The 14,021-nt window shown below is 57.5% G+C and carries 13 protein-coding genes and 5 tRNA genes; 3 read left to right on the top strand and 15 right to left on the bottom strand.

Annotation, left to right across the window (positions count from 1 at the left end; all coding sequences use genetic code 11):
* Positions 1–177: 177 nt before the first annotated feature.
* Complete coding sequence (ffh, locus tag JL05_RS04965; RefSeq protein ID WP_004932504.1) at positions 178–1,539, bottom strand: signal recognition particle protein; 1,362 nt, start codon at positions 1,537–1,539, stop codon at positions 178–180.
* 169 nt (positions 1,540–1,708) lie between these two features.
* On the opposite strand from ffh, the gene JL05_RS04960 reads away from it, so the two are divergent.
* The gene (locus JL05_RS04960; protein ID WP_004932506.1) at positions 1,709–2,500 is read left to right on the top strand and encodes a cytochrome C assembly family protein; all 792 of its coding nucleotides are present in this window, start codon (positions 1,709–1,711) and stop codon (positions 2,498–2,500) included.
* A gap of 42 nt (positions 2,501–2,542) precedes the next feature.
* Positions 2,543–3,832: an HlyC/CorC family transporter gene (locus JL05_RS04955; RefSeq protein WP_033631825.1), complete on the top strand. Its 1,290-nt coding sequence runs from the start codon at positions 2,543–2,545 to the stop codon at positions 3,830–3,832.
* 65 nt (positions 3,833–3,897) lie between these two features.
* Here the strand turns inward: JL05_RS04955 and luxS are convergent, their stop codons facing one another.
* The 11 genes from luxS to alaS all read right to left on the bottom strand — a co-directional run bounded on the left by luxS (position 3,898) and on the right by alaS (position 11,636).
* Positions 3,898–4,413: an S-ribosylhomocysteine lyase gene (gene luxS, locus JL05_RS04950; RefSeq protein ID WP_004932513.1), complete on the bottom strand. Its 516-nt coding sequence runs from the start codon at positions 4,411–4,413 to the stop codon at positions 3,898–3,900.
* Positions 4,414–4,579: 166 nt separating this feature from the next.
* Entirely contained in the window at positions 4,580–6,142 is a 1,563-nt protein-coding gene (gene gshA, locus JL05_RS04945; protein WP_015376703.1) for a glutamate--cysteine ligase, read from the bottom strand.
* 82 nt (positions 6,143–6,224) lie between these two features.
* On the bottom strand, positions 6,225–6,653 hold the full coding sequence (locus JL05_RS04940) for a YqaA family protein (protein ID WP_033631824.1): 429 nt from the start codon (positions 6,651–6,653) through the stop codon (positions 6,225–6,227).
* Complete coding sequence (yqaB, locus tag JL05_RS04935; protein ID WP_004932523.1) at positions 6,650–7,216, bottom strand: fructose-1-phosphate/6-phosphogluconate phosphatase; 567 nt, start codon at positions 7,214–7,216, stop codon at positions 6,650–6,652. The genes JL05_RS04940 and yqaB overlap by 4 nt, the downstream gene beginning before the upstream one ends.
* A gap of 315 nt (positions 7,217–7,531) precedes the next feature.
* Positions 7,532–7,608, bottom strand: a tRNA-Arg gene (locus tag JL05_RS04930).
* 75 nt (positions 7,609–7,683) lie between these two features.
* Positions 7,684–7,760 (bottom strand) — tRNA-Arg (locus JL05_RS04925).
* A 189-nt stretch (positions 7,761–7,949) separates the two neighbouring features.
* Positions 7,950–8,026 (bottom strand) — tRNA-Arg (locus JL05_RS04920).
* A 61-nt stretch (positions 8,027–8,087) separates the two neighbouring features.
* Positions 8,088–8,164 (bottom strand) — tRNA-Arg (locus JL05_RS04915).
* Positions 8,165–8,167: 3 nt separating this feature from the next.
* A tRNA-Ser gene (locus JL05_RS04910) sits at positions 8,168–8,260 on the bottom strand.
* A 310-nt stretch (positions 8,261–8,570) separates the two neighbouring features.
* Positions 8,571–8,756: a carbon storage regulator CsrA gene (csrA, locus tag JL05_RS04905; RefSeq protein ID WP_004091602.1), complete on the bottom strand. Its 186-nt coding sequence runs from the start codon at positions 8,754–8,756 to the stop codon at positions 8,571–8,573.
* A 252-nt stretch (positions 8,757–9,008) separates the two neighbouring features.
* The gene (alaS, locus tag JL05_RS04900; RefSeq protein WP_033631823.1) at positions 9,009–11,636 is read right to left on the bottom strand and encodes an alanine--tRNA ligase; all 2,628 of its coding nucleotides are present in this window, start codon (positions 11,634–11,636) and stop codon (positions 9,009–9,011) included.
* Here alaS and JL05_RS25525 point away from each other — a divergent pair.
* Positions 11,586–11,729 (top strand): hypothetical protein, encoded by a 144-nt coding sequence (locus tag JL05_RS25525; RefSeq protein WP_162180460.1) that lies wholly within the window; start codon positions 11,586–11,588, stop codon positions 11,727–11,729. The genes alaS and JL05_RS25525 overlap by 51 nt on opposite strands.
* A 40-nt stretch (positions 11,730–11,769) precedes the next feature.
* On the opposite strand, the gene recX is transcribed toward JL05_RS25525, so the two are convergent.
* The 3 genes from recX to pncC all read right to left on the bottom strand — a co-directional run bounded on the left by recX (position 11,770) and on the right by pncC (position 13,998).
* Positions 11,770–12,273 (bottom strand): recombination regulator RecX, encoded by a 504-nt coding sequence (recX, locus tag JL05_RS04895; protein ID WP_033631822.1) that lies wholly within the window; start codon positions 12,271–12,273, stop codon positions 11,770–11,772.
* A 60-nt stretch (positions 12,274–12,333) separates the two neighbouring features.
* On the bottom strand, positions 12,334–13,398 hold the full coding sequence (gene recA, locus JL05_RS04890) for a recombinase RecA (RefSeq protein WP_004932541.1): 1,065 nt from the start codon (positions 13,396–13,398) through the stop codon (positions 12,334–12,336).
* A 111-nt stretch (positions 13,399–13,509) separates the two neighbouring features.
* Positions 13,510–13,998 carry a nicotinamide-nucleotide amidase gene (gene pncC / locus JL05_RS04885; protein WP_004932543.1) on the bottom strand — a complete coding sequence of 163 codons (489 nt, stop codon included), beginning with the start codon at positions 13,996–13,998 and terminating at the stop codon, positions 13,510–13,512.
* Positions 13,999–14,021: the final 23 nt, after the last annotated feature.

The following is a 14,021-nucleotide window of genomic DNA, read 5'->3' as shown; positions in this document are numbered from 1 at the left end:
TGAGGGACGGGGCCCGGTTGCAATATAAAAAGCCCGAAAATTTTACTCATTTTGGCGCAAAAAGCAATCTAAAGCGTCGATCGCAGGGGACAACTTTTGCAGCCTGTCAAATTTCGGACGGTTTTCACCGCGAACGGCGAATGCTGAAAGCGCCCGCACTCAGCGTGCGGAAGCCCGTCAGCGGCCAGGGAAGCCCGGCGGCATCATACCTTTCATGCCGCGCATCATCTTCGCCATACCGCCTTTTTTCATCTTCTTCATCATACGCTGCATTTCGTCGAACTGCTTCAGCAAGCGGTTGACGTCTTGCACCTGCATGCCGGCCCCCATCGCGATGCGACGCTTGCGCGAGCCCTTGATGATTTCCGGTTTGGCGCGCTCTTTCAGCGTCATCGAGTTGATGATCGCCTCCATGCGCACCAGCACTTTGTCGTCCATCTGCGACTTGACGTTGTCCGGCAGTTGGCCGGCGCCCGGCAGCTTGCTCAGCATATTGGCCATGCCGCCCATGTTGCGCATCTGCTTGAGCTGCTCCAGGAAGTCGGTCAGATCGAAACCGTCGCCCTTCTTCAGCTTGTTGGCCAGCTTCTCCGCCTGCTCGCGGTCGACCTTGCTTTCGATATCTTCGATCAGCGACAGCACGTCGCCCATGCCCAGGATGCGCGATGCCACGCGATCCGGGTAAAACGGCTCCAGCGCTTCGGTCTTCTCGCCGACGCCGAGGAACTTGATCGGCTTGCCAGTGATATGGCGGATGGACAACGCGGCACCGCCGCGCGCATCGCCGTCGACCTTGGTCAGCACCACGCCGGTCAGCGGCAGCGCTTCATTAAACGCCTTGGCGGTATTGGCGGCGTCCTGGCCGGTCATGGCGTCGACCACGAACAGGGTTTCCACCGGCTTGATCGCCGCGTGCACCTGTTTGATCTCGTCCATCATCGCTTCGTCAACGTGCAAGCGGCCGGCGGTATCGACAATAAGGACATCGTAGAACTTCAGCTTGGCCTGTTGCAGCGCGCGATTGACGATGTCGATCGGTTTTTCTTTGACGTCAGACGGGAAGAAGTCGATGCCGACGCCTTCCGCCAACGTTTCCAGCTGTTTGATCGCCGCCGGGCGATAAACGTCCGCGGAAACCACCAACACTTTCTTCTTCTGTTTTTCTTTCAGGAACTTGCCGAGCTTACCGACGCTGGTCGTTTTACCGGCGCCCTGCAGGCCCGCCATCAGCACCACCGCCGGCGGCTGGGCCGCCAGATTCAGCTCGGTGTTGACTTCGCCCATCGCGGCGATCAGCTCGCCCTTGACGATCTTGACGAACTCCTGCCCCGGCGTCAGGCTTTTGTTGACTTCATGGCCAACCGCGCTCTCTTTGACGCGGTTGATGAAGTCGCGCACCACCGGCAGCGCAACGTCCGCTTCCAGCAATGCCATACGCACTTCACGCAGGGTTTCCTTGATATTCTCTTCGGTCAGCCGCCCGCGGCCGCTGATATTGCGCAACGTGCGCGACAATCGATCGGTTAAATTTTCAAACATCGTCTCATGCTCAACGTGTAATGACAGGCCGCTCCGGCGACACAATTGCGCCGATGATAACACGAAGCGCGCAGGATCTCTGCCTCAGCGTTGGAGATAGGTTGGAGTGAAACGCGCGCAACGCTATACTGACACTCCAATTAACCACGCCGAAGCAAAATTAAACGTTATGCCAGTTTTCTCCATTGTGGCTTTGATGGCCTACCTGCTCAGCCTTGGACTGATCATTCCCAGCTTGTTGCGGAAGAACAGCGCATACCGTCGGCTCGCCCTCGTCTCGGCGGTGGTGGCGTTGATTTGCCACGCCATCGCGCTTCAGCAGCGCATCTTTGACGTCAGCGCCGGGCAGAATCTCAGCCTGCTGAACATTGGTTCTATCGTCAGCCTGATCATCTGTTCGGTGATGACCTTCGTCGCTTCACGCGATCGCGGCTGGTTCCTGCTGCCGATCGTCTACAGCTTCGCGATGATCAATCTGGCCTTCGCCAGCTTCATGCCCGGCGAGTTCATCACTCACCTGGAAGCCAGCCCGGAATTGATGGTGCATATCGGCCTGGCGCTGTTCTCTTACGCCACCCTTATCATCGCCGCGCTCTACGCCTTACAGCTCGCCTGGCTCGACTACCTGTTGAAAAACAAAAAGCTGACCTTCAGCGCCGACATGCCGCCGCTGATGAGCATTGAGCGTAAGATGTTCCATATCACCCAGATCGGCGTGGTGCTGCTGACGCTCACCCTGTGCACCGGCCTGCTGTACATGGATAATCTGTTCAGCAAAGAGAACGTACATAAAGCCGTGTTGTCGATCATGGCCTGGTTCGTATATATCGTGCTGTTGTGGGGCCATTACCATGAAGGCTGGCGCGGCCGCCGCGTCGTCTGGTTCAGCTTCGCCGGCGCCTTCCTGCTGACGCTCGCCTACTTCGGCAGCCGTCTGATTCAACAGGTGATGGTGCGCTGAGCCAGCCCGGTTCAACTTTCCCTCTCTATAAGGAATACTGCATTGGAGCATGTGTCGACGGGGACCCTCATCATTATCCTGGTGATCATGATCGTGGTCTCCGCTTACTTCTCCGCCTCCGAAACCGGCATGATGACGCTCAACCGTTATCGCCTGCGCCACCTGTCCAAGCAGGGTAACCGTTCGGCGCGCCGGGTGGAGAAGCTGCTGCAAAAACCGGATCGGCTGATCGGCCTGGTGCTGATCGGCAACAACCTGGTCAACATCCTCGCCTCGGCACTGGCGACCATCGTCGGCATGCGGCTGTATGGCGATCTCGGCGTGGCGATTGCGACCGGCGTGCTGACCTTCGCCGTGCTGCTGTTCGCTGAAGTGCTGCCGAAGACCTTCGCCGCGCTCTATCCGGAACGCATCGCCTTCCCCAGCAGCTTCCTGCTGGCGCCGTTGCAAAAGGTGATGTTCCCACTGGTCTGGCTGCTCAACGGCATCACCAGCCTGACCTTGCGCCTGTTCGGTATCCGCACCAACGTGCGCATCAGCGACGCCGTCAGCAAGGATGAGCTGCGCACCATCGTGCGTGAATCCCAGTCGCAGATCTCCCGCCGCAATCAGGACATGCTGATCTCGGTGCTGGACCTGGAAAAGGTGACGGTCAACGACATCATGGTGCCGCGCACCGAGATCGTCGGCATCGACGTCAACGACGACTGGAAGTCGATCATGCGCCAGCTGACCCACTCGCCGCACGGCCGCATCGTGCTGTATCGCAGCTCGCTGGACGACGCGATCGGCATGCTGCGCGTGCGCGAAGCCTACCGTCTGATGACCGAGAAAAAAGAGTTTAACAAAGAGAACCTGCTGCGCGCCGCCGATGAGATCTACTTCGTACCGGAAGGCACGCCGCTCAACGTGCAGCTGGTGAAATTCCAGCGCAACAAAGAGAAGGTCGGCATCGTGGTCGACGAGTACGGCGACATTCAGGGCCTGGTTACGGTGGAAGACATCCTCGAGGAGATCGTCGGCGACTTCACCACCTCGATGTCGCCGACGCTGGCGGAAGAAGTCACGCCGCAGAGCGACGGCTCGGTCTTGATCGACGGCACCGCCAACGTGCGGGAGCTGAACAAGGCCTTTAACTGGACTTTACCCGCCAACGAGGCTCGCACCGTCAACGGCATGCTGCTGGAAGAACTGGAAGAGATCCCCGAAATCGGCACCCGGGTGCGTATCGGCCATTACGATATCGACATTCTCGACGTGCAGGGCAATATGATCAAACAGGTGCGGGTCACGCCGATCACCTCGCTGCAGTCCAGCATCGGCCATCACTAACCCTCCGCCAGAACGTAAAAAAGACGCGAAATCGCGTCTTTTTTGTCTCTGCGGGAAACGTACGGTTAGATATGCAGCTCCTGCAGCTTCTCTTTCGGCAGCGCCAGTTCGTCGTTGTGGTTCACCACCACGCCGTTATCCAGAATGTGCTTGGCGATCTCCTGCGCTTCTTCCAGCGAGTGCATGTGGTAGGTACCACACTGGTACTCGTTCAGCTCAGGGATCTTGCGCTGGTCGGTCACTTTCAGCACGTCTGCCATCGCCGCTTTCCAGGCATCGGCAACGCGCTGCTCTTCCGGCACGCCGATCAGGCTCATGTAGAAACCGGTGCGACAGCCCATTGGGGAGATGTCGATAATCTCCACGCCCTGGCCGTTCAGGTGGTCGCGCATAAAGCCGGCGAACAGGTGTTCCAGCGTGTGAATGCCGCGTTCGGGCATCACTTCCAGGTTCGGGCGGCAAAAGCGCAGATCAAATACCGTGATGGTATCGCCATGAGGCGTTTTCATGGTTTTCGCAACGCGGACAGCCGGGGCTGCCATACGGGTATGATCGACGGTAAAGCTATCCAGCAATGGCATTTCGCTACCTCCTCGTAAAAGAGCATTTATTTCGAAACTTTTTTTCCTAACCGGGAAACCTTTTCCAACCCTGCGAGTCTGAGTATGTGAAAGACGCGCATTTGTTATCATCATCCCTGTCATCAGAGATGCATATTTGGCCACATTGATGTGGCCTTTTTCTTTTTCAGCTTCCGCCGTTTTGCTTCAGGAACGCTTCAAAGCTTAGCGTATCATTGGCTTCTATGTCGCGTTGACGCTGCCAAGAGGCTTCCCGCTCTTTATCCAGCTCGGCTTCGTTCAGGATTTCCAACGGTTCTTCCAGCAATGTCTGGCGATACTGCTCCGCCAGCTGCAGACCGACGCGTCCGGTGCCTTCCGCCTTCATCGCCTTCAGAATGCGCGCGGAGAAGGTCAGCTCAGGATCGTCAAACGCGGCGACCAGCTCATCGCACACCTGCTGGTATTGACGGTTGCCGGCTTCGCCGTCCAACACTTCCGCGACCCGACGCAGATCGGCGAACAGCGCCTTGCCCACTTTTTCCAACGGTTCATGGCTGGCGCCACAGCCGATGCCGATGGTCTGGCCCGGCTTGCGCCCTTCCAGAATCACCCGGTTCCAGTTCTTGCGCGTGCACAGCAGTTCATCGCTGCTCATCTCCGGCGCATCGGCCAGCGCGCACCACACCAGGAACAGATCCAGGAAACGCGCCTGCACCGCATCCACGCCGATCGGCGAGAACGGGTTGATATCCAGCGAACGCACTTCGATGTATTCGATACCGCCGCGCAGCAGCGCGTCTGACGGCGTCTCGCCGCTTTTGGTCACGCGCTTCGGCCGGATCGGCGCATACAGCTCGTTCTCGATTTGCAGCACGTTGCTGTTCAACTGCAGGTAGCGATCACCCTCTTTCACGCCCAGCTTGGCGAACTCTTCGGAAGGCGTAACGATCGCCCGCTTCAAACCGGCCACATAGCTGTGCAGATCGTTGAAGGTGATGCCCAGATTACTTTGCGACTTGTTGGTATAACCCAGGTCGCTCAGACGCAGCGAGGTGGCGTACGGCAGGTAGCACATCCCCTGCTCGGTGCGTTCGAACGGCAGAGTGGTCTCGCGCCCTTTGAGGAACGAAGAACAAATGGCCGGCGATGCGCCGAACAGATACGGGATCACCCAACCGAAACGGTAGTAGTTGCGGATCAGGCGGAAATACCCCGCCGAGATCTGCTCTTTACCACTTTCTGCGTCCTGCACGCCAGCCCAGGCCTGCCAAAACTCCAGCGGCAGCGAGAAGTTGTAGTGCACGCCGGAAATGGTCTGCATCAGCGCGCCATAGCGATTCTTCAACCCTTCGCGGTACAGCGTCTTCATACGGCCGATGTTCGAAGAACCGAACTGCGCCAGCTCAATATCCTGCTCGGCTTCGATAAAGCACGGCATGCTGAGCGGCCACATGCGCTCATCGCCAATGTTGCGCGCCACGTAGCGATGAATATCGCGCAGGAACGTCAGCAGGTGATCGATATTGTCATCAACCGGCGTAATGAACTCTAACAGCGCCTCGGCGAAATCCGTGGTGATCCAGTGATGCGTCAATGCCGCCCCCAGCTTTTCCGGATGCCCGGTAGTCGCCAAGGTGCCGTTCGGCGTGACTCGCAGCGTTTCACGCTCGATGCCGCGACGAATGCCTTTTAATGCCTGAGGATGGGCTTCCAACCAAGAAAGCGCCTGTGATACGTCCGGGATCAAATTGACCTCCCGCTTCTAAAAACAATAACTCGTAAGCATACTGAATCCGCACCCGAGAGAATATTGAGTTATATTCACTTGGTTACTGCCACCAGGCGATGCCCTGTACCGTTATCATAGTCAAAACGATGTAACGCAGCGCCTTTCCGATACACAGAAACAGCGCGACAGAGCCCCAGGGCATGCGCAGCCAACCTGCCAACACGCACAACAAATCGCCCACCACCGGCACCCAACTGAGCAACAGCGCAGCCGGGCCGAAGCGTTGCAGCCACCCGAGCGCCGTTGCCAGCCCCCGCTGTGGTTTCAACGCCGGTAACAGGCGCCCGATAATGACATTGGTCAAGCCGCCCAGCGTGTTGCCCAGGGTCACAGCCAGCACCAGCAACTCCGGCGAGACGCGACTCTGGGTCAGCAAAGCGACCAGAACGATTTCTGAATTTCCCGGCAGCAGCGTCGCACTGAGGAAGCTGCTGCCAAATAACGATATTACGGCTAGCGTACTACTCACAGCGTGCGAACGTCTACCACGTCCATACCGGCGCTTTTTGCCGCCTGAATGCCGAACTCGGCGTCTTCAAACACCACGCACTTTTCCGGCGGCACGCCGATAAGTTCGGCGCAACGCAGGAAGGTGTCCGGCTCCGGTTTATGGCGCTGTACGTCGTCCGCACCGACGATCGCGTCGAAGCAGTTGAACAGGCCGAGATGACGCAGCAGCATTTCCGCCATGCGGTGCTCGCTGCCGGTACCGACCGCCATCGGACGGCGACCGTGATAGGATTTTACCACCTCGATCAGCGGCAACGGGCGCACGCTGTCCAACAGCATCGCCTCCACCGCGCGGGTTTTCTCCGCGGCCAAGTGATGGGGATCGAGATCGGCCTGGTGGCTGGCGATAATCGCCTGAGCGATGCGCCAGGTCGGTGAACCGCTCAGCGCCACCATAGCCGCTTCATCAAACGTCATGCCATAACGCGACAGCACTTCACTCCACGCTTTGCGGTGCGTTGGCTCGGTGTCCAGAATCGTGCCGTCCATGTCGAAAATAAGACCTTGATAGCGGTCGTACATCGTTACTCCATGATCGTTGAGGAAAGAAAACTACTTTAGCGTAAAGCCGTTGGGTTGTCGCTGACTGCGTCATAGCGGAATGTGCTGTGAGCGTTCGGGTGCAAAGAAGAAAAGGAGTGAAGAGAGAATGGCTAAATGCTGAAAAGCGAAAAACCCGCCAGGGCGGGTTTCTCTTAGATGGTGCATTCGGGAGGATGATTCGGCGCCAACGCCTCACCCTGCGGGCCGTTGCTAAAGCAACGTTATCCTCCCCAAGGACACTTTCTTTTTACCACCCGCATGACGCTTTCTCTTCGCGATACGGGAGGTTAAACATGGTGCATCCGGGAGGATTCGAACCTCCGACCGCTCGGTTCGTAGCCGAGTACTCTATCCAGCTGAGCTACGGATGCATGACTGTTTTTGCCGCTTGTCTGTTTCACGAATAACAGAAAAGCAAAAACCCGCTAAGGCGGGCTTCTCTTAGATGGTGCATCCGGGAGGATTCGAACCTCCGACCGCTCGGTTCGTAGCCGAGTACTCTATCCAGCTGAGCTACGGATGCATTACTATTTTTACCGCGTGCCGGCTTTGCTAATAAAGCCAGGCTTTAAGAATGGTGCATCCGGGAGGATGATTCGGCGCTAGCGCCTTACCCTGCGGGCCGTTGCTGAAGCAACGTTATCCTCCCTGGGAACACTTTTTTCCTCTCACCCGCATGAAAATTTTTCTTCGCGACGAATGAGATTAAGAATGGTGCATCCGGGAGGATTCGAACCTCCGACCGCTCGGTTCGTAGCCGAGTACTCTATCCAGCTGAGCTACGGATGCACAGGAATTCTTTTTTGATACCGTATGGTACGTTGTTACTACCCCACCATACTGCAAAATATGGTGCATCCGGGAGGATTCGAACCTCCGACCGCTCGGTTCGTAGCCGAGTACTCTATCCAGCTGAGCTACGGATGCAAATGGCGGTGAGGCGGGGATTCGAACCCCGGATGCAGCTTTTGACCGCATACTCCCTTAGCAGGGGAGCGCCTTCAGCCTCTCGGCCACCTCACCATACGCTTCTTTCGAATTGTGCCTGACTTGCTTTAGAGAAGCTCATCGGCACTGCGTGGCGCACATATTACTTTCTCCGACTTTTAAGTCAAACAATTTTTCCCAACTCATGCGCGTTTGCACAATTCACACCCAACATGGGCGATTTCACGGCAAAAAGGGCGTTTTATCAACAGGCAACCGCAACGTCTGCAGCAATAAAGCAGGAAACTCACCGGGAAAATAATCACGAAAAAGAGAGGGGAGAACGAAAGAAGTGGGTAAAACGATGCAGTAGCGTCTCGTCTGGCAACGAGACGCTGCTTCGGAATCAGTAAGTCGTCTGCTGAGACTTCTCTGCCTGAATGCGCTGATAGATTTCTTCACGGTGAACTGAAACCTCTTTGGGGGCGTTCACACCAATACGCACCTGGTTGCCTTTTACCCCTAGCACAGTGACCGTAACCTCATCGCCAATCATGAGGGTTTCACCAACTCGACGAGTCAGAATTAACATTCTTTGCTCCTTGAAAGATTAAAAGAGTCGGGTCTCTCAGTTTCCCCGTCATTATCCATCATATGTGGTGAAAACGTAAGCCGCGCAATCCACAATAAGTGTAAGCAGACTTGGTCCCACCTCAGATAATGGTAAGTTTAGCCGACCAGAAAAACTTTGTTCCCGCAATTGTAACTAAATTGTGTTAGCACAGTATGAAAACGCCATAATCAACAAAGTATTATGGCGTTTGTCCGTGCTATTTATTTATGTTCACAGCTTTGAGGCCACCCAGGCTTCTACGCTGTTTAACGCCGCTGGCAGAGCGTTGATATCCGTCCCCCCCGCCATCGCCATATCCGGGCGACCACCGCCCTTGCCGCCGACCTGCTGCGCCACGTTGCCGATCAACTCGCCGGCTTTCACGCGGTCAGTCAGATCCTTGGTCACGCCCGCGACCAGGCTGACTTTGTCATCAGCCGTCGTCGCCAACACGATAATGGCCGAACCCAATTGATTTTTCAGGTCATCCACCATGGTGCGCAGCATTTTGGCTTCGACATTGTCCAACTGGCTGACCAACAGCTTCACGCCGTTAACCAGTTTCGCCTGGCTGGACAGCGACGCGCTTTCCTGCGCCACCTGCTGATCTTTCAGTTGCTGCAGTTCTTTTTCCAGCACGCGCGTGCGATCGAGCACCGAGCGCACTTTATCGGTCAGGTTGTTGCTGTCGCCCTTCACCAACTGCGCAACGTCTTGCAACAAATCGCTTTGCTGGTGCAGCGTGGCGATAGCGCCTGCGCCGGTCACCGCTTCAATACGACGGATGCCCGCCGCGGTGCCCGACTCGCTCAGAATGCGGAACAGGCCGATATCGCCGGTGCGGCTGGCGTGGGTACCGCCGCACAGCTCGGTGGAGAAGTCGCCCATGGTCAGCACGCGCACGTTGTCGTCGTACTTCTCACCGAACAGCGCCATTGCGCCCTTCTCTTTGGCGTCTTCCAACGCCATCAGCTCGGTCTGCACCGGCAGGTTACGACGCACCTGCTGGTTCACCAGATCTTCCACCGCGCGGATTTGTTCCGGCTTCATCGCTTCGAAGTGCGAGAAGTCGAAACGCAGGTATTTGTCGTTAACCAGCGAGCCTTTCTGCGCAACGTGATCGCCCAGCGTTTGGCGCAGCGCGGCGTGCAGCAGGTGAGTCGCGGAGTGGTTCAGGCGGATGCTGTTGCGGCGCTCGGCGTCGATCTGCGCATCCACGCGATCGTTCAGCTTCAGCGAGCCCTGCGCCAGTTTGCCTTGGTGGCCGATAGCCTGACCGTATTTCTGGGTGTCATTGACCACAAACTCGGCGCCGGCGGCTTTCAGCACGCCTTTATCGCCGACCTGGCCGCCGGATTCGCCGTAGAACGGCGTCTCGTCCAGCACCACCACCGCCTCTTCGCCGGCGTTGATCTGCTCGACCGGCTGGCCGTCACGGAACAGCGCGATCACCTTCGCCTGCTGCTCGTCGTGATCGTAGCCGCTGAACTGGCTGCTGCCATCCACGCGGATCAGGCTGTTGTAGTCGGCGCCGAAGCCGCTGGACTCACGCGCGCGGCGGCGCTGGGCTTCCATCGCCTCTTCAAAGCCCGCTTCGTCGACTTTCAGACCGCGCTCGCGGCAGACGTCAGCGGTCAGATCGACCGGGAAACCGTAGGTATCGTACAGACGGAAAGCGGTTTCGCCGTCCAGGGTATCGCCCTGCAGCTTGGCCAGCTCTTCGTCCAACAGCGCTAGCCCACGCTCCAGCGTGCGGGCAAACTGCTCCTCTTCGGTTTTCAGCACCTGCTCCACCAGCGATTGCTGGCGTTTCAGCTCGTCGGCCGCCGGGCCCATCACTTCGATCAGTGGCGCTACCAGCTTGTAGAAGAAGGTATCTTTCGCGCCCAGCATGTTGCCATGACGGATCGCGCGGCGAATGATGCGGCGCAGCACGTAGCCGCGGTTTTCGTTAGACGGGATCACGCCGTCAGACACCAGGAAGGCGCAGGAACGGATGTGGTCGGCGATAACGCGCAGGGATTTGTTATCCAGATCGGTCGCGCCGGTCACTTTCGCTACGGCGGCGATCAGGGTGCGGAACAGGTCGATCTCATAGTTGGAGTTCACATGCTGCAACACCGCCGCGATGCGTTCCAGACCCATACCGGTATCCACCGAAGGTTTCGGCAGCGGCAGCATGGTGCCGTCGGACTGACGGTTGAACTGCATGAAAACGATGTTCCAGATCTCGATGTAGCGGTCACCGTCTTCTTCCGGGCTGCCCGGAGGGCCGCCCCAGATGTGATCGCCGTGATCGTAGAAAATCTCGGTGCACGGGCCGCATGGGCCGGTATCGCCCATCTGCCAGAAGTTATCGGAAGCGAAAGGCGCGCCCTTGTTGTCGCCGATGCGGATAATGCGCTCGGCCGGTACGCCGATTTGCTTCTGCCAAATGTCGAACGCTTCATCATCGGTTTCATACACGGTGACCCACAGTCTCTCTTTCGGCAGGTTGAACCAGTTTTCACCGGTCAGCAGTTCCCACGCGTAGCTGATCGCGTCGTGCTTGAAGTAATCGCCGAAGCTGAAGTTACCCAGCATTTCAAAGAAGGTGTGGTGACGAGCGGTATAACCGACGTTTTCCAGGTCGTTATGCTTGCCGCCTGCGCGCACGCAGCGCTGCGAGGTGGTGGCGCGGGAATAGGCGCGTTTGTCGAGCCCCAGGAAAACATCCTTAAATTGGTTCATGCCGGCATTGGTAAACAGCAATGTCGGATCATTGTTAGGCACCAGGGAGCTGCTTGCTACAACCTGATGGCCCTTACTATGAAAGAAATCGAGAAACGCTTGACGGATCTCAGCGGTGCTCTTGCTCATAATTTTCCTGGAAAGGCTAGAATAACGACACGTGAGCCGGTGGCGCGTCATCCCGACGATGACAACCAGCTCACGAACAAAAAGTGGGGATAAGATAAATTTTCTTCAGAGGGAAGTAAAACCCCGTGTGCGCTCATTGCGCAAAATCACGGTAAATTGACTGAATTTCTTCCTGGAAGAAGCCGCGATAGAGCAGATAACGCTGCACTTTGGCTTTCTCTTTCCAGTCGGTTGGCAACGCATCGCCAAATTTTCGCTGCGCCACCTGTTTCGCCTGTTCGCACCAGTCGATATCGCATTCCGCCAACGCGTCCTGTACCAGCGCTTTATCCACGCCCTTTTGCATCAATTCGCTGCGGATGCGCTGCGCGCCATAACCCTTGCGGCTGCGGCTGCCGATGTAGCTGTGTGCGAAACGCTGATCGTCCAGCCAGTTGTGCTGGTAACAGTAGGCGATAACCTGATCGATTAGCGCAGGATCCACCGGCTCTTCGGCCACCGTCGGCGCATGCGGCCCCTTACCGCCAAACCGGGCTTTCGCCACAAACGGCTGCGCCGCAAGTTTGCGGCGCAGTTCAGCTTCACTATGATCGCGTTGCGACAGCAGGCGCATGGCGCGGCTTAGCAAGTCATTCATCATTCAAGCCTGAATTCAGAGGATATGCGCCACATAAACGGCGGCGCACATCTTCAGCGATTAGAACTGCTCGCTGGTTTCCGCTTCATCGTCTTCGAAGTCGTCACCGGAAGCGGCTACCAGTTCACCGCCGCTGTGCAGCAGCAGGTCGCGCAGTTTCTTATCCAGCTCGGCGGCGATAGCCGGGTTTTCTTTCAGGAAGTTACAGGCGTTCGCCTTGCCCTGACCAATCTTCTCGCCGTTATAGCTGTACCAGGCGCCGGCTTTTTCGATCATCTTGTGCTTCACGCCCAGATCGACCAGTTCGCCGCGGCTGTTGATGCCTTCGCCGTACATGATTTGGAACTCAGCCTGTTTGAACGGCGCAGCGATTTTGTTCTTCACCACTTTCACGCGGGTTTCGCTGCCCACCACTTCGTCGCCTTCTTTGATGGCGCCGATACGACGGATATCCAAACGCACCGAAGCATAGAACTTCAGGGCGTTACCGCCGGTCGTGGTTTCCGGGTTGCCGAACATCACACCAATTTTCATACGGATCTGGTTGATGAAGATCAGCAGGGTATTGGCGTTTTTCAGGTTGCCGGCCAGCTTACGCATCGCCTGGCTCATCATGCGCGCCGCCAGGCCCATGTGCGAATCGCCGATTTCACCTTCGATTTCCGCCTTCGGCGTCAGCGCCGCCACGGAGTCGACGATGATGACATCAACCGCGCCGGAGCGGGTCAGCGCATCACAGATTTCCAGCGCCTGCTCGCCGGTATCCGGCTGCGAGCACAGCAGGTTGTCGATATCGACGCCCAGCTTTTTCGCATAGATAGGATCCAGCGCGTGCTCGGCGTCGATGAACGCACAGGTTTTGCCTTCGCGCTGCGCGGCGGCGATCACCTGCAGCGTCAAAGTGGTTTTACCGGACGATTCCGGGCCGTAGATTTCTACGATGCGGCCCATCGGCAGGCCGCCGGCGCCCAGGGCGATATCGAGTGACAGTGAGCCGGTGGAGATCGTTTCCACGTCCATGGAGCGGTCTTCACCCAGACGCATGATGGAGCCTTTGCCGAACTGTTTCTCAATCTGGCCCAGTGCCGCAGCTAACGCCTTTTGCTTGTTCTCATCAATAGCCATTTTTGCTCCTTCGTTTCGCAATGCCGGTGTTACCCCACACTGCCACTGAATGTATGTTGTGCAGGAAATGTCACTAATTATACTGTATGGTCATACAGTATCAAGCCTAATTTACAAAAATTCGTCGATGGCGGTTTGCAGCGCGAAAATCGTCGCCTGCAGCCGCACCGCATCGCGGTCGCCCTCGAATTGCATCTTGCGCGACAGCCCCCGGCCATCGCTGCTGGCAAAGCCGAACCACACGGTGCCGACCGGCTTTTCCACGCTGCCGCCGTCCGGGCCGGCGATGCCGCTCACCGACAGCGCCAGATCGGCCTGCGCCGCCCGCAGCGCCCCTATCGCCATCTCGCGCACCACCTCTTCGCTGACCGCGCCGTGCGCCGCCAACGTCGCTTCGCTCACCCCCAGCAGATCATGTTTCGCCGCATTACTGTAGGTGACGAAACCGCGATCGAAATAGGCGGAGCTGCCGGCGATATCGGTAATGGCCTTGGCTATGCCGCCGCCGGTGCAGGATTCCGCGCAGGTGATCCAGCGGCCCTGAGCCTTCAGTTTTTCCCCCGCCAGCACGCTGAGCCGGCGCAGTTGGTTTTCACTCATAACCCCTCCCTCGCGAATTCAGG

Origin of the sequence: Serratia nematodiphila DZ0503SBS1 (assembly GCF_000738675.1) — a bacterium.
Classification (GTDB): domain Bacteria; phylum Pseudomonadota; class Gammaproteobacteria; order Enterobacterales; family Enterobacteriaceae; genus Serratia; species Serratia nematodiphila.
This window is presented reverse-complemented; position numbering and strand designations above follow the sequence as displayed.

Bases quoted from the DNA above. Each gene is read 5' to 3' on its own strand.
- ffh (WP_004932504.1), bottom strand. From the start codon at position 1,539: ATGTTTGAAAATTTAACCGATCGATTGTCGCGCACGTTGCGCAATATC.
- JL05_RS04960 (WP_004932506.1), top strand. From the start codon at position 1,709: ATGCCAGTTTTCTCCATTGTGGCTTTGATGGCCTACCTGCTCAGCCTT.
- luxS (WP_004932513.1), bottom strand. From the start codon at position 4,413: ATGCCATTGCTGGATAGCTTTACCGTCGATCATACCCGTATGGCAGCC.
- yqaB (WP_004932523.1), bottom strand. From the start codon at position 7,216: ATGTACGACCGCTATCAAGGTCTTATTTTCGACATGGACGGCACGATT.
- csrA (WP_004091602.1), bottom strand. From the start codon at position 8,756: ATGTTAATTCTGACTCGTCGAGTTGGTGAAACCCTCATGATTGGCGAT.
- JL05_RS25525 (WP_162180460.1), top strand. From the start codon at position 11,586: ATGAAAGAAATCGAGAAACGCTTGACGGATCTCAGCGGTGCTCTTGCT.
- alaS (WP_033631823.1), bottom strand. From the start codon at position 11,636: ATGAGCAAGAGCACCGCTGAGATCCGTCAAGCGTTTCTCGATTTCTTT.
- recX (WP_033631822.1), bottom strand. From the start codon at position 12,273: ATGAATGACTTGCTAAGCCGCGCCATGCGCCTGCTGTCGCAACGCGAT.
- recA (WP_004932541.1), bottom strand. From the start codon at position 13,398: ATGGCTATTGATGAGAACAAGCAAAAGGCGTTAGCTGCGGCACTGGGC.
- pncC (WP_004932543.1), bottom strand. From the start codon at position 13,998: ATGAGTGAAAACCAACTGCGCCGGCTCAGCGTGCTGGCGGGGGAAAAA.